18 protein-coding genes and 1 pseudogene are annotated in these 16,387 nt (G+C 60.3%); 18 read left to right on the top strand and 1 reads right to left on the bottom strand.

Annotated features, from left to right (window positions below):
- The first annotated feature begins 58 nt into the window (after window positions 1–58).
- The 13 genes and pseudogenes from GJU48_RS16575 (at window position 59) to GJU48_RS16515 (ending at window position 9,994) form a co-directional block, all read left to right on the top strand.
- Window positions 59–364 (top strand): STAS domain-containing protein, encoded by a 306-nt coding sequence (locus tag GJU48_RS16575; protein WP_094951618.1) that lies wholly within the window; start codon window positions 59–61, stop codon window positions 362–364.
- The gene (locus GJU48_RS16570; RefSeq protein ID WP_094951619.1) at window positions 361–2,079 is read left to right on the top strand and encodes a fused response regulator/phosphatase; all 1,719 of its coding nucleotides are present in this window, start codon (window positions 361–363) and stop codon (window positions 2,077–2,079) included. The genes GJU48_RS16575 and GJU48_RS16570 overlap by 4 nt, the downstream gene beginning before the upstream one ends.
- A gap of 30 nt (window positions 2,080–2,109) precedes the next feature.
- Window positions 2,110–2,442: pseudogene (locus GJU48_RS16565) on the top strand (Hpt domain-containing protein); the annotation flags it as partial.
- A 92-nt stretch (window positions 2,443–2,534) separates the two neighbouring features.
- Window positions 2,535–3,857, top strand: a complete 1,323-nt coding sequence (locus GJU48_RS16560) for a flagellar hook-length control protein FliK (RefSeq protein WP_094953910.1) — start codon at window positions 2,535–2,537, stop codon at window positions 3,855–3,857.
- 213 nt (window positions 3,858–4,070) lie between these two features.
- The gene (gene fliL / locus GJU48_RS16555) at window positions 4,071–4,571 is read left to right on the top strand and encodes a flagellar basal body-associated protein FliL (RefSeq protein WP_094950747.1); all 501 of its coding nucleotides are present in this window, start codon (window positions 4,071–4,073) and stop codon (window positions 4,569–4,571) included.
- A 9-nt stretch (window positions 4,572–4,580) separates the two neighbouring features.
- Window positions 4,581–5,549 (top strand): flagellar motor switch protein FliM, encoded by a 969-nt coding sequence (fliM, locus tag GJU48_RS16550; protein WP_094950748.1) that lies wholly within the window; start codon window positions 4,581–4,583, stop codon window positions 5,547–5,549.
- A 55-nt stretch (window positions 5,550–5,604) separates the two neighbouring features.
- Window positions 5,605–6,072: a flagellar motor switch protein FliN gene (gene fliN / locus GJU48_RS16545; RefSeq protein ID WP_094950749.1), complete on the top strand. Its 468-nt coding sequence runs from the start codon at window positions 5,605–5,607 to the stop codon at window positions 6,070–6,072.
- Window position 6,073: 1 nt separating this feature from the next.
- Entirely contained in the window at window positions 6,074–6,514 is a 441-nt protein-coding gene (fliO, locus tag GJU48_RS16540) for a flagellar biosynthetic protein FliO (RefSeq protein WP_094950750.1), read from the top strand.
- Window positions 6,514–7,257 (top strand): flagellar type III secretion system pore protein FliP, encoded by a 744-nt coding sequence (gene fliP / locus GJU48_RS16535; RefSeq protein WP_094950751.1) that lies wholly within the window; start codon window positions 6,514–6,516, stop codon window positions 7,255–7,257. Before fliO ends, fliP begins: the two co-directional genes overlap by 1 nt.
- 4 nt (window positions 7,258–7,261) lie before the next feature.
- Window positions 7,262–7,531 carry a flagellar biosynthesis protein FliQ gene (gene fliQ, locus GJU48_RS16530; protein WP_003214552.1) on the top strand — a complete coding sequence of 90 codons (270 nt, stop codon included), beginning with the start codon at window positions 7,262–7,264 and terminating at the stop codon, window positions 7,529–7,531.
- Between the two features lie 4 nt (window positions 7,532–7,535).
- Window positions 7,536–8,321 carry a flagellar biosynthetic protein FliR gene (gene fliR / locus GJU48_RS16525; protein WP_094950752.1) on the top strand — a complete coding sequence of 262 codons (786 nt, stop codon included), beginning with the start codon at window positions 7,536–7,538 and terminating at the stop codon, window positions 8,319–8,321.
- 3 nt (window positions 8,322–8,324) lie between these two features.
- Entirely contained in the window at window positions 8,325–9,461 is a 1,137-nt protein-coding gene (gene flhB, locus GJU48_RS16520) for a flagellar biosynthesis protein FlhB (protein WP_094950753.1), read from the top strand.
- A gap of 329 nt (window positions 9,462–9,790) precedes the next feature.
- Window positions 9,791–9,994, top strand: coding sequence for a cold-shock protein (locus tag GJU48_RS16515; protein WP_094950756.1), 204 nt, complete (start codon window positions 9,791–9,793; stop codon window positions 9,992–9,994).
- A 46-nt stretch (window positions 9,995–10,040) separates the two neighbouring features.
- On the opposite strand, the gene GJU48_RS16510 is transcribed toward GJU48_RS16515, so the two are convergent.
- Window positions 10,041–10,304: a DUF6124 family protein gene (locus GJU48_RS16510; protein ID WP_094950757.1), complete on the bottom strand. Its 264-nt coding sequence runs from the start codon at window positions 10,302–10,304 to the stop codon at window positions 10,041–10,043.
- A 404-nt stretch (window positions 10,305–10,708) separates the two neighbouring features.
- On the opposite strand from GJU48_RS16510, the gene flhA reads away from it, so the two are divergent.
- From flhA to GJU48_RS16485, 5 genes are all read left to right on the top strand, one after another.
- Window positions 10,709–12,823, top strand: a complete 2,115-nt coding sequence (gene flhA / locus GJU48_RS16505) for a flagellar biosynthesis protein FlhA (RefSeq protein ID WP_094950758.1) — start codon at window positions 10,709–10,711, stop codon at window positions 12,821–12,823.
- 11 nt (window positions 12,824–12,834) lie between these two features.
- Window positions 12,835–14,151 carry a flagellar biosynthesis protein FlhF gene (gene flhF / locus GJU48_RS16500; RefSeq protein WP_094950759.1) on the top strand — a complete coding sequence of 439 codons (1,317 nt, stop codon included), beginning with the start codon at window positions 12,835–12,837 and terminating at the stop codon, window positions 14,149–14,151.
- A gap of 105 nt (window positions 14,152–14,256) precedes the next feature.
- Window positions 14,257–15,090 carry a flagellar synthesis regulator FleN gene (gene fleN, locus GJU48_RS16495; protein WP_094950760.1) on the top strand — a complete coding sequence of 278 codons (834 nt, stop codon included), beginning with the start codon at window positions 14,257–14,259 and terminating at the stop codon, window positions 15,088–15,090.
- Window positions 15,087–15,827, top strand: coding sequence for an RNA polymerase sigma factor FliA (gene fliA / locus GJU48_RS16490; protein WP_094950761.1), 741 nt, complete (start codon window positions 15,087–15,089; stop codon window positions 15,825–15,827). The genes fleN and fliA overlap by 4 nt, the downstream gene beginning before the upstream one ends.
- Before the next feature lie 168 nt (window positions 15,828–15,995).
- Window positions 15,996–16,370: a chemotaxis response regulator CheY gene (locus tag GJU48_RS16485; protein ID WP_005790040.1), complete on the top strand. Its 375-nt coding sequence runs from the start codon at window positions 15,996–15,998 to the stop codon at window positions 16,368–16,370.
- Window positions 16,371–16,387 lie beyond the last annotated feature (17 nt).

Raw genomic sequence — 16,387 nt, 5'->3', positions numbered from 1 at the left:
ATACCCGGTTCACCTGCTAAACCTTGTTGCATATTGCCAATGACAAGGAAGCAGTCGTATGTCAGTCGAATCAGAAGTATCCCTGGATGGGACGAAGTTGATGATCACCGTCACGGGGCGGTTCGATTTCGGTAGCCACCAAGCCTTTCGTGATGCCTACGAGCGGTTCTACAAGGTGCCCGAGGTCTACGTGGTGGACTTGAAAGACACCACTTACATGGACAGCTCCGCCTTAGGCATGCTCCTGCTGTTGCGTGACCATGCCGGTGGCGATAATGCCGAAGTGCAGGTGATCAACAGCAACTCCGATGTGCGTAAGATTCTCGCCATCTCTAACTTCGACAAACTGTTCGACATCAGTTGAGCACCCTGGCCCCGGTTCTCGAACCGCTGACGATCCTGATCGCCGAAGACAGCGCTGCCGATTTGCTGTTGCTGTCGACCATCATTCGGCGCCAGGGTCATCAGGTGCTCACCGCCGCCGACGGCGCGCAGGCCGTCGAGGTGTTTACCCGCGAGCGCCCGCAACTGGTGTTGATGGACGCGCTGATGCCGGTGATGGACGGCTTTGAAGCCGCGCGGCGCATCAAGCAGCTTGCCGGGGAAGCACTGGTGCCGATCATCTTCCTCACCTCGCTGCGCGAGAGCGAAGCCCTGGCCCAATGCCTGGATGCCGGCGGCGATGACTTCCTGCCCAAGCCCTACAACCAAGTGATCCTGGCGGCGAAGATCAACGCCATGGACCGCCTGCGCCGCCTGCAAGCCACGGTGTTGCAGCAGCGTGACCTGATCGCCAAGCACCACGATTACCTGCTGCATGAGCAGCGCGCGGCTAAGGCGGTGTTCGACAAGGTGGCGCATTCGGGCTGTATCAACGCGGCGCCGAACATTCGCTACCTGCAATCGCCCTATGCGCTGTTTAACGGCGACCTGCTGCTGGCGGCATACACGCCCTCCGGTGACATGCACGTGCTGCTTGGTGACTTTACTGGGCACGGCCTGCCTGCCGCCGTCGGTGCCATGCCCCTGGCGGAAGTGTTCTACGGCATGACCGCCAAGGGCTACGGCCTGGCGCAGACCCTGCGCGAGATGAACGCCAAGCTCAAGCGCATCCTGCCGGTGGACATGTTCTGCTGCGCCACCCTGATAGGCCTGAGTGCCCAGCGGCGTGTGGTGGAGGTGTGGAACGGCGGCATGCCCGAAGGTTATGTGCATGAAGTCGCCACGGGCAAGCGTACGCCGTTGGTGTCGCGGCACTTGCCGTTAGGTGTGCTCTCGGCCGAGAGGTTTGATGACAGCACCGAAGTCTGGCCCATGGCCTTGGGCGACCGTGTGTTTTTGCTCTCCGATGGCGTGCTGGACACCGCTAATGCCAATGACCAGCTGTTCGGCGCCGAGCGCTTGCAGCAGGTGTTCGCGGCCAACCGTGAGCCTGATCGCTTGTTCGAAGATATCGAACTGGCACTGGCGGCGTTTCGTGGCCAGGCGCGGGATGACGTCAGCATGGTCGAGATCACCTTGCAGGCCGGCCAGCCGTTGCGGGCGGCCGAGCCGATATATGCCGACAGCGGGCAGTCGTGCCCGCTGGACTGGTCGGTGAGTTTCGAGTTCCGCGCGCAGACCCTCAAAAGCTACAACCCGTTGCCGTATCTGCTGCAATTGTTGCTGGAAATTCATGGCATGCGTGAGCAGAGCGGGGCGCTTTACAGTGTGATGGCCGAGTTGTATTCCAATGCACTGGAGCATGGGGTACTGGGGTTGGATTCGCGGCTCAAGCGCGATGCACAGGGGTTCGCCGACTATTACCGCCAGCGCAATGAGCGGCTGGGGCAATTGAGCAGCGGTTATGTGCGTGTGCATGTGCAGGTCGTGCCGACGGGCACTGGCGGCACAATGACGCTGCGTATCGAGGACAGTGGTCTTGGGTTTGACGTGGAACAGGTGTTGGCGCGGCCGCTGGATATCGACCGTCTGTCTGGCCGGGGCTTGAGCCTGGTGCGGCAGTTGAGCAGCAATGTACGCTGGTCGGATGGCGGGCGTAGCGTATGCGTGGAGTTTTGCTGGGGGGCTCTGGCATAATCCGCCGATTCTTGATCAAGGAGCGAACAAGTGGCAGAGATTCATTTGGACCCTGATGTGTTGTCGGGTTTGCAGGAGGTTATGGAGAGCGAGTATCCCAAGCTGCTCGATACCTTTCTGGACGATTCGCAGAAGCGTGTCGAGGCGTTGCGCAAAGCGCGCGATGATGCCAAGGCGTTGGGGCAGATTGCGCACAGCTTCAAAGGCAGCAGCGGCAACCTTGGGGCGGTACGGTTGGCACAGTTGTGTCAGCGCTTGGAAGCTGAATCGGGCCAGTCGACGGCGGACCTTGGGGCGTTGGTTGATCAGATTGATCATGAGTTTGCTTTGGTGCGGCCGTTGTATGAGTCGGCCATTAAGCGAGTCATTTGCCTGCGAAGTGTAATCTGGCCCGACTCTTGCTCTATCTCCCAATACTGCATCCCCGACCCCCAATGCAGTGGAGACCTTTACCTATGCCAGTCGCCCCGAATTCGCTCCTTCAGGCTGCCCCTGCGGCCAAGCCTCAAGCGTCTGTCTCTACGCCCCCAGTAGCGGCTGCGAGCCCGCGAGACAAGGGGCCTGGCTTCGCTCAAGTGTTTGCAAATCAAAGCCCGAAACCGACGCTGAAGATCGACGACGCCCCGGCCAAAGTCACGCGTGACAAGTCGCCGGACACCAACTCCAAGCCCGTTTCCAGCAACGACAAGCCTGCCGCCAGTAAGCCAGCCGTTGCCGATAGCGGCAATCCCTTGCCTGCCAAATCGCCGACTAAATCCGACGACGCCAGCAGTGACGACGACAAGCCCACCGACCCATCCCTGGCGCAACAACCCCCGGTTGACCCCGTCGTCGACCCGGCAGTGATTGCCACCGTCACCCCGGTTGCCGTGCCTGTCCCCGTGGAAACGCCGGCACCTGTAGCCGCCAAGGACGACAAGGCGTTGCCGGTTGTTGTGGCGACGGATGAGGTCAAGCAGCCTGCCTTCGACCCTGACGCCGACCCGCTGGACTCGATGCCGGCCGTGCGCCTGGCGATGGAGCAGGGCGGTCACGTCTCGGCCAGCAGCCAGACGCCGCAGAAGGCCGCCCCGACGTCTCAGGACCAGCCGACCGCTGCACAGAGCTTCGCTGCCGGCCTTGCCAATATGGTCGACCAGCAAGCCACCAAAGACAGCACTGACCAGGGCGGCGACAAGGCCTTCAGCGGGCTGATCGAAGGCGGCCTCAAGGATCTGAAAGACGCCAGGAGTGACACCCGCGTCGATGATTTCGCCAACCGCCTGGCTGCGCTGACACAGGCCGCCACGCCGAAAACCGCGAATGCCTTGCCGCCGGTGGCGAATGCGCCGTTGGCCATGCACCAGAGCGGCTGGACCGAAGAAGTGGTCAACCGCGTGATGTACCTGTCCAGCGCCAACCTCAAGTCGGCAGAGATCCAGTTGCAGCCGGCTGAGCTGGGGCGCCTGGATATCAAGGTCAACATGGCGGCGGACCAACAGGCCCAGGTCACCTTCATGAGTGGCCACGCCGTGGTGCGTGAAGCGCTGGAAAGCCAGTCCGGCCGCCTGCGCGAGATGTTTGCCCAGCAAGGCATGGGGCAGGTTGACGTGAATGTGTCCGACCAGTCCCGTGGCTGGCAGGGGCAAGGTCAGGAGCAACAGCAGCAGAACCAGGCGCGCGGTGTGAGTGGTGGCGGTGGGCGGGGTGATGGCGGTGATCATGCTGAAGTGGCAGCGGCCGTCGCGCCGGTGACCCAGACCGTCGTGGGCTCCAGCGCGGTTGATTACTACGCCTGATTTCAGCCTTATGAAGATCAAAATGTGGGAGTTCTGCGATACGGTGTATCAGTCACAGAAATTCCAACTGACCCACCGCTATCGCAGGCAAGCCAGCTCCCACATTTGTTTTGTAGTGTTCGCTCTTCCCGAATTACCAGACAACTCTGGCATAACACTTGCTCTTGCCTTTCCGTAGATCTATGAATCCCCGAATAGTGACGGATTATTGGCATGGCGAAGAGCGACGACGCAGCAACACCACCCGCAAGCAAGGGCAAGCTCAAGCTTATCCTGTTGATTGTGCTGGGCCTGCTCCTGGCCATCGGCGCCTCGGTTGGCGGCACCTGGTACATCATGCACAGCAGCGCGAGCAAACCGGCACCCGCCGCCGAAACCGCCAGTAACGTCAAGCAACCGGCAATCTTCGAGCCGATGCTTCCGGCCTTTGTGGCCAACTTCAACCAAAATGGGCGTCAACGCTACCTGCAGGTGAGCATCACCTTGCTGGCGCGTAACCAGGCGGACCTGGATGCGCTCAAAGTGCACATGCCGGTGATTCGCAACAACCTGGTGATGCTGTTCTCCGGGCAGAGCTTCGACAGCCTGGCCACCCCGGTCGGCCAGGAAATGCTGCGCCAGAAGGTCACTGCCAGCGTGCAGGAAGTGTCCCAGAAAGAGCTCGGCAAAGTCGTGGTCGAGCAGGCGCTCTTCACTAACTTCGTATTGCAGTAGGATCACGACATGGCCGTGCAAGACCTGCTGTCCCAGGATGAAATCGACGCGCTGTTGCATGGTGTCGACGATGGTCTGGTACAGACCGAAATGGCTGCCGAGCCCGGCAGCGTCAAAAGTTATGACCTGACCAGCCAGGATCGCATCGTCCGTGGACGCATGCCGACGCTGGAGATGATCAACGAACGTTTCGCCCGCTACACCCGTATCAGCATGTTCAACATGCTGCGCCGCTCGGCGGACGTGGCGGTGGGCGGTGTGCAGGTGATGAAGTTCGGCGAGTACGTGCACTCGCTGTACGTGCCCACCAGCCTCAACCTGGTCAAGATCAAGCCGTTGCGCGGCACCGCGCTGTTCATCCTCGACGCCAAGCTGGTGTTCAAGCTGGTGGACAACTTCTTCGGCGGCGACGGCCGTCACGCCAAGATCGAAGGCCGTGAGTTCACCCCCACCGAGTTGCGGGTGGTGCGCATGGTGCTGGAGCAGGCCTTCATCGACTTGAAGGAAGCCTGGCAGGCGATCATGGAAGTCAATTTCGAGTACATCAACTCGGAAGTGAACCCGGCCATGGCCAACATCGTTGGCCCCAGCGAAGCCATTGTGGTGTCCACCTTCCACATCGAACTCGATGGCGGTGGTGGCGACCTGCACGTGACCATGCCGTACTCGATGATCGAGCCGGTGCGCGAGATGCTCGACGCCGGTTTCCAGTCCGACCTGGACGACCAGGACGAACGCTGGGTCAAGGCCTTGCGCGAAGACCTGCTCGACGTCGACGTACCCCTGAGCGCCACCGTGGCCCGTCGCCAGCTGCGTTTGCGCGATATTTTGCATATGCAGCCGGGGGACATCATTCCCGTCGAGTTGCCGGAAGAACTGATCATGCGTGCCAGCGGCGTGCCGTCGTTCAAGGTCAAGCTGGGTTCGCACAAAGGCAACCTGGCGTTGCAAGTGATCGAACCGATTAACCGTCGCTGAAACGCCGCTACTGTTGCACCCCTATTTATGAAAGCTGCTTCGCCGAGGACATGTAATGGCTACCGAACACGAAAACACTTCCGCCGAAGACCAGGCCCTGGCTGACGAATGGGCTGCGGCCCTGGAAGAAACCGGCGATGTCGGCCAAGACGATATTGACGCGCTGTTGGCCGCCGATGCCGCCACCGCGCCGGCCGGTAACCGCATGCCGATGGAAGAATTCGGCAGCGTGCCGAAGAACAACGACCCGGTGTCCCTCGACGGCCCGAACCTGGATGTGATCCTCGACATTCCGGTGTCGATTTCCATGGAAGTGGGCAGCACCGACATCAACATCCGCAACCTGTTGCAGCTCAACCAAGGCTCGGTGATCGAGCTGGATCGCCTGGCGGGTGAGCCGTTGGACGTGCTGGTCAACGGCACGCTGATCGCCCATGGCGAGGTGGTGGTGGTCAACGAGAAGTTCGGCATCCGCCTGACGGACGTGATCAGCCCGAGCGAACGCATCAAGAAGCTGCGCTGATATGAAGTATTCGATGGCGGGACTTTTTCTGGCGCTGCCATTGAGCGCCCTGGCGGCTGAGCCGATTGCGCAAGCGACGGCTGCGGCGCCTGTCGTCAGCAGTGGCATCGGCGGGCAACTGACCCAGCTGGTGCTGGGGCTGTTGCTGGTGGTCGGGTTGATTTTCGTGCTGGCCTGGTTGATGCGCCGCGTGCAGCGCATCGGCCCGGGCGATGGCCAGGTCATCGAGATGATCGGTTCGCGTGCCCTTGGCCCGCGTGATCGGCTGGTGCTGGTGCAAGTCGGTGAGGAACAGATTCTGCTGGGTATCACGCCCGGCCGCATCACCCCGCTGCACGTGCTCAAGTCGCCGGTGGAGGTGGCCAAGACCGAGGGTGCCACGCCAGAATTCGCTCAGCGCCTGATGGAATTGCTGGGCAAGGATCAGAAGGATAAGAAGTAATGCGCGTTTTATTGACGCTCATGCTGTTGCTGGCCGCGCCGTCGGCGTTTGCGGCCGACCCGTTGTCGATCCCGGCGATCACGCTGGGTACCAACGCTGCCGGCGCTCAGGAATACTCGGTCAGTCTGCAGATCCTGCTGATCATGACCGCGCTGAGTTTTATCCCGGCGTTTGTCATGCTGATGACCAGCTTTACGCGGATCATCATCGTGTTCTCGATTCTGCGTCAGGCTTTGGGCCTGCAGCAGACGCCGTCGAACCAGATCCTGACTGGCATGGCCTTGTTTTTGACGCTGTTCATCATGGCGCCGGTGTTCGATAAGGTGAACCAGCAAGCCCTGCAACCGTACCTGGCCGAGAAACTCAGCGCCCAGGACGCGATCGACAAGGCCCAAGGCCCGATCAAGGACTTCATGCTGTCGCAGACCCGTTCCAGCGACCTTGAGCTGTTTATGCGCCTGTCCAAGCGCACCGACATCGCCACCCCGGATCAGGCGCCGCTGACCATCCTGGTGCCGGCGTTTGTCACCTCCGAATTGAAGACCGCGTTCCAGATCGGCTTTATGATCTTCATCCCGTTCCTGATCATCGACTTGGTGGTGGCGAGCGTGCTGATGGCCATGGGTATGATGATGCTGTCGCCGCTGATTATTTCGCTGCCGTTCAAGATCATGCTGTTTGTGCTGGTGGACGGTTGGGCGCTGATTATCGGCACGCTGGCCAGCAGTTTCGGCGGAGTGTAGCGCCATGACTCCAGAAGTAGCCGTCGACCTGTTCCGTGAAGCGCTGTGGCTGACCACCATGATGGTCGCCGTGCTGGTGGTGCCGAGCCTGTTGGTCGGCCTGCTGGTGGCGATGTTCCAGGCCGCCACCCAGATCAACGAACAGACCTTGAGCTTCCTTCCGCGTTTGCTGGTGATGCTGATCACTCTTATTGTCGCTGGCCCGTGGCTGGTGCAAACCTTTATGGAATACATCCTGCAGCTGTACGGCAGTATTCCGCAGTTGATCGGCTGAGCCGATGCAGTCTTTGTTGGCGTTGACCGACACCCAGATCAGTACCTGGGTGGCGTCTTTCATCCTGCCGATGTTCCGCGTCACGGCGGTGCTGATGACCATGCCGGTGTTCGGTACAACCTTGGTGCCACGGCGCATTCGTCTGTATTTCGCCTTCGCGATTACCGTGGTGATCGTGCCCGGACTGCCGCCGATGCCGCCGGTAAACGCCCTGGACTTGAGTGCATTGCTGCTGATTGCCGAGCAGATCCTGATCGGCGCGCTGTTGGGCTTCTCGCTGACGTTGTTCTTCCAGGCGTTTGTGATTGCCGGGCAAATCATCTCGGTGCAGATGGGCATGGGCTTCGCCTCTATGGTCGACCCCACCAACGGCGTGTCGGCGGCGGTGATCGGGCAATTCCTGACCATGCTGGTGACCTTGCTGTTCCTGGCCATGAACGGCCACTTGGTGGCGTTCGAGGTGATGACCGAAAGCTTCACCACCTTGCCGGTCGGCTCAGGGTTGGTGGTCAGTCATTTCTGGGAACTGGTAGGGCGTCTCAGTTGGGTCATGGGCGCCTCATTGTTGCTGGTGCTGCCGGCGATCACCGCGCTGCTGGTGGTCAATATCGCGTTCGGGGTGATGACCCGTGCGGCGCCGCAGCTGAACATTTTTTCGATTGGTTTCCCGTTGACCCTGGTGTTGGGCATGGGGATTTTCTGGGTCGGCTTGGCTGACATTCTCAATCAGTATCAACCGCTGGCGACCGACGCCTTGCAGTTCTTACGTGATCTGGCACGGGCGCGCTAAGCCATGGCCGAGAGCGAGAGTGGTCAGGACAAAACAGAAGACCCCACGGAGAAACGTAAAAAGGACTCCAGGGAAAAGGGCGAGATTGCGCGCTCTAAAGAACTCAATACCTTCGCGACCATGATGGCCGGTGCCGGTGCCTTGCTGATTTATGGCGGTGGTTTGGCGCTGGACCTGATGGAGTTGATGAAACACAACTTCGCCTTGCCGCGTGAGGTGTTGCTCAACCCCGACGCCATGGGTCAATACCTGCTGCATTCGGGGAAAATAGCGCTCCTGGCGGTACAGCCGATCCTGATCACCTTACTGCTGGCGGCGCTGATCGGCCCGGTCGCCCTTGGCGGCTGGCTGTTTGCTGCGGGCAGCATGGCGCCCAAATTCAGCCGTATGAACCCGGGCGCCGGCCTCAAGCGCATGTTTTCGGCCAAGGCCCTGATGGAATTGCTCAAGGCGCTGGCCAAATTCATCCTGATTCTGTTTGTGGCCATGGTGGTGCTGACCTCCGACATCGACGACCTGCTGCGCATCGCTCATGAGCCGCTGGAGTCAGCAATCATTCATAGCGTGCAAGTGGTGGGCTGGAGTGCGCTGTGGATGGCCCTCGGGCTGATCCTGATTGCCGCTGTGGATGCGCCGATCCAGCTGTGGGAGAGCCACAAGAAGCTGCTGATGACCAAGCAGGAAGTGCGCGATGAGCACAAGGACCAAGAGGGCCGCCCGGAGGTCAAGCAACGCATTCGCCAACTGCAGCGGGAAATGTCCCAGCGCAAGATGATGGCGGCGGTGCCGGACGCCGACGTGGTCATCACCAACCCGACCCACTACGCCGTGGCGCTCAAGTACGACCCGGAGAAGGGCGGCGCGCCGATGTTGCTGGCTAAGGGCAGCGACTTTACCGCGCTGAAAATCCGCGAAATTGCCGTGGCAAACGACATTCTGTTGCTGGAGTCTCCGGAACTGGCGCGGTCGATCTTCTATTCCACTGACCTGGACCAGGAAATTCCTGCCGGGTTGTACTTGGCGGTGGCGCAGGTGTTGGCGTACGTCTATCAGATCCGCCAATACCGCGCGGGCAAGGGCAAGCGGCCTGACCCCCTGAAAGACCTGCCGATTCCGCCGGATTTACGTCGCGATTCCTGAGCCATCCTGCGCCAACGCTATCGCGGGCACGCCCGGCTCCCACCCTTGAGCGCATTCCCCTGCGGGCGCAGGGCTTGCCCGCAATGGCGGCATAACAGCCAGCGGGATACCCAGGGTTTGCCCCTACCATTTGTCTAAAGTCTGGCCTTACCTGGTAACTTTGACAGTACCCATTGCACGGCCTTCACTGCGGGTGAGCGTTGGCTGAAAAATGGCCAGCGCGTGCAATTCGCGAGGATTCATCGGCCCACGGGCATCTTCGCGTTCCATATCAAGATTATTTAGCGACGTGCGTACGGGGTCTCGAACGCGAAGTCAGGAGAACGGCAATGGCAAAAGGCAAAGTGAAGTGGTTTAACGCGGAAAAGGGCTTTGGTTTTATTACGCCTAACGATGGGAGCCCGGATGTTTTCGTCCATTATTCGGCAATCACAGCGGCTGGGTTCAAAACGTTGGAAGAGCAACAAGAGGTAGAGTTCGACACTGCCCAGGGGCCAAAAGGGCTGCAGGCTGAGAATGTGAAGGCTCTATGATCATTTCCACGCTCCCGCGTGGGAACGATCAGTCTGTTGATCCTACCTAGAGTTTGCCCGGTTGGGCCTCGCGTGACGGCTCCCTGTCATCCAGCAATCGCTCAGCCAACAATCGCCCCACTTCAATCAACTGCGCAATGCCCAGCGCGCCTTCTCGCTGTGTGCCTTCCAGGTCAAAGGCGAAGTCGCAGGTCAGGGCGTGGGCGGAAGCCAGGGTTTCGGTGAGGTTGACCAGCAGGTCTTCGCTGCTGATGTTGTCGATGAGGGTGAAGAGTACGGTGGGCGGGGGATTTGGGGTGGGTTTGATCATTGTGAAGCTGAAGGTGCTTTTGCTCCGTAGTAAACCGGGCCGCGACGCCCGGCCGCTGCGGTTGCAGCGGTGTACGGAGACTAGAGAGCGAGTTTCCTAGGGGCAACCTTAAAACCCTGTCGGAAATTTCCTCAATGGCAGCAGATGTACACAGATCCAAATGTGGGAGCTGGCTTGCCTGCGATGACTGACTCATGGCTGGCCCTTGAGGTGACTGGCACACCGCATCGGCACACGCAATCGCAGGCAAGCCAGCTCCCACCCTTGAATCGGTTCCCACGCGACGATCGTCGGCCTGAATCCAAAGTTGGAAGGCTTCTTGCAATACCGCTTCCAGGACGCCTCACAGCGTCAAAACTTTGCTTCAAGGAACACGAGGAATACCGGTGGTAGATCGCTCTCAAATGCTCAACACGGCCCGTGGCACCCTGACTGACTTGTCGCGGGGCAACCTGGGTGTGCCGTTGTTGCTGCTGGTGATGCTGGCAATGATGATGTTGCCGATGCCGCCGTTCCTGCTCGACGTGTTTTTCACCTTCAACATCGCCCTGTCTGTCGTCGTGCTGCTGGTCTGCGTCTACGCCCTGCGGCCGTTGGATTTCGCGGTGTTCCCCACCATTCTGTTGATCGCAACCCTGCTGCGCCTGGCGCTGAACGTGGCGTCCACGCGGGTGGTCATGCTCCACGGCCAGGACGGCCACGCCGCCGCCGGTAAGGTGATCCAGGCCTTCGGTGAGGTGGTGATCGGCGGTAACTACGTGGTCGGTATCGTGGTGTTTGCGATCCTGATGATCATCAACTTCGTGGTGGTGACCAAGGGCGCCGGGCGGATTTCTGAGGTGAGCGCGCGGTTTACCCTCGACGCCATGCCCGGCAAGCAAATGGCGATCGACGCCGACCTCAATGCCGGCCTGATCGACCAGAACCAAGCCAAATCCCGTCGCCTGGAAGTCGCCCAGGAAGCCGAGTTCTACGGCTCCATGGACGGTGCCAGCAAATTCGTACGCGGTGATGCCATCGCCGGCCTGTTGATTCTGTTCATCAACTTGATCGGCGGGATAGCCGTCGGCATCTTCCAACACGGCATGACCTTCGGCGATGCGGGCAGGGTGTACGCCTTGCTGACCATCGGTGACGGTTTAGTGGCGCAATTGCCATCACTGTTGTTATCCACAGCGGCGGCCATCATGGTCACCCGTGCTTCGGGCTCCGAAGACATGGGCAAGCAGATCAGCCGGCAGATGTTCGCATCGCCCAAGGCCCTGGCCGTGGCGGCCGGCATCATGGCGATCATGGGCATCGTGCCGGGCATGCCCCACGTATCATTCCTGACCATGGCGGCCCTGGCCGGTGGCGGCGCCTACCTGTTCTGGAAAAAGCAAAACGCCGTCAAGGTTCAAGCGTTGCAGGAGGTCGCGCGTCAGCAGGAGTTGCTGCCATCCCCGGCCCGCACCCAGGAAACCAAGGAGCTGGGCTGGGACGACGTAACCCCGATCGACATGATCGGCCTGGAAGTCGGCTACCGCCTGATTCCGCTGGTGGACCGCAACCAAGGTGGGCAATTGCTCGCGCGGATCAAGGGCGTGCGTAAGAAGCTGTCCCAAGACCTGGGCTTCTTGATGCCCACCGTGCATATCCGCGACAACCTCGACCTGGCACCCAGCGCCTACCGCCTGACCCTGATGGGCGTGATCCTCGCCGAAGCCGAGATTTACCCCGACCGCGAACTGGCGATCAACCCCGGTCAAGTCTTCGGCACGCTCAACGGCATCACCGCCAAAGATCCGGCTTTTGGCCTGGAAGCGGTGTGGATCGAAGTCAGCCAGCGCAGCCAGGCGCAATCGCTGGGGTACACCGTGGTCGACGCCAGCACGGTGGTCGCCACCCACCTTAACCAGATTCTGTACAAGCACTCCCACGAGCTGATCGGCCATGAGGAAGTCCAGCAATTGATGGGTTTGCTGGCCAAAGCCTCGCCAAAATTGGCCGAAGAGCTGGTGCCGGGTGTGTTGTCGCTGTCGCAATTGCTCAAGGTGTTGCAGGCGTTGCTCGCCGAACAGGTGCCGGTACGCGACATTCGCAGCATTGCCGAGGCCATCGCTAACAATGCCGCTAAGAGTCAAGATACTGCCGCGCTGGTGGCGGCGGTGCGCGTCGGGTTGTCCCGCGCAATCGTGCAAAGCATTGTAGGGGTTGAGTCTGAGCTGCCTGTGATCACCTTGGAGCCAAGGTTGGAACAGATATTGCTCAATAGTATTCAGAAGGCCGGACAAGGCCAGGAAGAAGGCGTTCTGCTGGAGCCAAGCATGGCTGAAAAGCTGCAGCGTTCGTTGATCGAAGCCGCTCAGCGCCAGGAAATGCAGGGCCACCCAGTGATTCTGCTGGTGGCAGGCCCGGTCCGCGCGATGTTGTCGCGGTTTGGACGCCTGGCAGTGCCGAATTTGCACGTTTTGGCTTATCAGGAAATTCCTGACAACAAGCAAGTGACTATCGTCGCGACAGTAGGGCCCAACGGCTGAGGTAGTGGGATATGCAAGTTAAGCGTTTTTTCGCCGCCGATATGCGTCAGGCCATGAAACTGGTACGTGATGAGCTGGGCGCCGATGCCGCGATTATCGGTAACCGTCGTATTGCCGGCGGTGTCGAGCTGACGGCTGCCCTGGATTACACGCCCTCGGCGCTGGCGCCGCGCGTGCCGAACATGGAACTCGAAGACGAGTTGCGCAAGACCGCCTCGCGCATTGTCTCGGCCCAGGCTGAGCTGAGCATGCGTGGCGACAGCGACGCCACCACCAATCGCCAGCTGTTCGCCGGCCTGCCGCTTACTGCTTCCGAGCCGCTGGTGGAACCAACATTCAAAGAGCCGCCACGTCCTGCAGCGCCGGCACCGGCCGCCGCAGTCGACCAACGCGTGTTTGATTCGATGCGTTTTGAACTCAATGGCCTGCGTGAGCTGCTCGAAGTACAGTTGGGCTCCTTGGCGTGGAACCAGTTGCAAGGCAGTAAGCCGCAACAGGCTAACCTGTGGCGTCGCCTGCAACGGATCGGCCTGTCCGGCCCGTTGTCCCGTGACTTGCTGGCGCTCACCGCCGAGGTCGAAGAACCTCGCCAAGCCTGGCGCATGTTGCTGGCGCACTTGGCGCGCATGATCGTCACCCCGGAAATCGAACCCCTGGAAGAGGGCGGTGTGATTGCCATGGTCGGCCCTGCCGGCATGGGCAAGACCACCACCCTGGCCAAGCTGGCGGCGCGTTATGTGCTCAAGTACGGCGCGCAGAACATCGCGCTGGTGAGCATGGACAGCTACCGCATCGGCGCCCAGGAGCAGCTCAAGACCCTGGGCCGCATCCTCAATGTGTCGGTGACCCACGTCGACCCGGGCCAGTCCCTGGCCAACGCCCTCGACCCGCTGCTGCGCAAGCGCGTGGTGCTGATCGACACCGCCGGCCTGCAAGCCAGTGACCCAGCGCTGCGAATGCAGCTGGAAAGCCTGGCCGGGCGTGGCATCAAGTCGAAGAATTACCTGGTGCTTGCAACCACCAGCCAGAAACAGGTTCTTACCGCTGCCTACCACAGCTACAAGCGCTGCGGCCTGGCCGGTTGCATCCTCACCAAGCTCGACGAAACCGCGAGCCTGGGCGAAGTGCTGAGCCTGGCTATCAGTCATGAATTACCGGTTGCTTACCTGACCGACGGGCCGCGGATTCCGGATGATCTGCATCTGCCGCGCCGTCATCAGTTGGTCAGCCGTGCTGTCAGCGTGCAAATGCAAGAAGAGCCTAGCGAGGAAGCGATGGCCGATATGTTCGCCGACCTTTACCACCACCCGGCAAAACGGGTCGGTTGAGGCCGGATGAACACCGTGAAATGTACCTACATCGATGGTCTGCAAGCGATTCACGCGGCCAAGCCATGTAGCCTGCGTCTAAGCAAGACAAGGTAAAGAAATAAAATGGGCAGCATGCATCCCGTACAGGTGATCGCGGTGACCGGCGGCAAAGGTGGCGTCGGGAAAACTAACGTGTCAGTGAATTTGTCCCTGGCCCTGGCAGAGCTTGGCCGTCGCGTCATGCTGCTGGATGCTGACCTGGGCCTGGCGAACGTCGACGTTCTGCTGGGGCTGACACCCAAACATACCCTTGCCGATGTGATCGAAGGCCGCTGCGAGCTGCGCGATGTGCTGCTGCAGGGCCCCGGTGGCATTCGTATCGTGCCCGCCGCCTCGGGCACCCAGAGCATGGTGCACCTGAGCCCGGCGCAGCATGCCGGCCTGATCCAGGCGTTCAGCGATATCGGCGACAACCTCGACGTGCTGGTGATCGACACCGCCTCCGGGATCGGCGAGTCGGTGGTCAGCTTTGTGCGCGCCGCGCAAGAAGTGTTGCTGGTGGTCTGCGACGAACCTACGTCGATCACCGACGCCTACGCCCTGATCAAATTGCTTAACCGTGACTACGGCATGAATCGCTTTCGCGTGTTGGCCAACATGGCCCAAAGCCCGCAAGAAGGGCGAAACCTGTTCGCCAAGTTGACCAAGGTCACGGATCGCTTCCTCGATGTCGCCCTACAATACGTGGGCGCAGTTCCCTATGACGAGTGTGTACGCAAGGCTGTGCAAAAGCAGCGTGCAGTCTACGAAGCGTTCCCTCGTTCCAAATGCGCATTGGCGTTCAAGGCTATTGCTCAGAAGGTCGATACTTGGCCGTTGCCCGCTAACCCTCGGGGGCATCTGGAGTTTTTCGTCGAGCGATTGGTGCATCAGACGAGCGCAGGACCGGTGCTATGACAGCCAGCGGCTACAACCTTTACAAAAAGTCGGCACGTGACAGCCAGGGCGAGTTGATCGAGCGCTATGCGCCGCTGGTCAAGCGCATTGCCTACCACTTGCTGGCACGCCTGCCCGCCAGCGTGCAGGTCGAAGACCTCATCCAGGCCGGCATGATTGGTTTGCTCGAAGTGTCGACCAAATACGACGCGAGCAAAGGCGCGAGTTTCGAGACGTATGCGGGTATTCGTATACGTGGCGCGATGCTCGATGAGGTGCGTAAAGGGGATTGGGCGCCGCGTTCGGTACACCGCAACACGCGAATGGTCAGTGACGCAATTCGCTCAATTGAAGCAAAAACCGGTCGTGACGCTAAAGATCATGAAGTTGCGGCCGAACTCCAATTGAGTCTCGACGATTACTACGGGATTTTGAACGATACCTTGGGCAGCCGCCTGTTCAGTTTCGACGACCTGTTGCAGGACGGCGAACACGAAGGGCTGCACGAGGATGGCGCGAGTGCACATCTGGAGCCGTCGCGCGACCTGGAAGACGAACGTTTCCAGGGGGCGTTGGCGGACGCGATTGCCAATTTGCCGGAGCGTGAGCGACTGGTGTTGTCGCTGTACTACGACGAAGAGCTGAACCTCAAGGAAATCGGTGAGGTCCTGGGGGTCAGCGAATCGCGTGTCAGCCAGTTGCACAGCCAGTGCGCAGCCCGCTTGCGGGGGCGATTGGGAGAGTGGCGCACGCGCTGACAGGCAGTGTGGGGACACTGCAGACGCTACCGCGAAGGCTGCATGCTTTCGCGGGTTCGTTGCGTGGTGCCCTGGGCAGTCCTTTTTGTGTAACGCCTGTTGATTGAAATGGCGCGTCCAGGTGCTGGGCGCGTTTAAGACTGCTTGGAGGTCGAATTGGACAAGAACATGAAAATCCTCATCGTTGATGACTTCTCAACGATGCGGCGGATCATAAAAAACCTGTTGCGTGACCTTGGGTTCACTAACACGGTCGAGGCGGATGACGGCATTACGGCGATTCCGATCCTCAACAGCGGGAGCATCGACTTTCTGGTAACCGACTGGAACATGCCGGGCATGACCGGCATCGACTTGCTGCGCCACGTGCGCGCCGATGAAAAACTGCGCAGCCTGCCTGTGTTGATGGTGACCGCCGAAGCCAAGCGTGAACAGATCATCGAAGCCGCCCAAGCTGGGGTAAACGGCTACGTGGTCAAGCCATTCACTGCACTGGCCTTGAAAGAGAAGATCGAAAAAATCTTCGAACGCATCGGTCATTGATGCTGCCACGGGGGAGC

The organism is Pseudomonas sp. IB20 (genome assembly GCF_009707325.1).
In the GTDB taxonomy this organism is placed as follows: Bacteria; Pseudomonadota; Gammaproteobacteria; order Pseudomonadales; family Pseudomonadaceae; genus Aquipseudomonas.
This window is presented reverse-complemented; position numbering and strand designations above follow the sequence as displayed.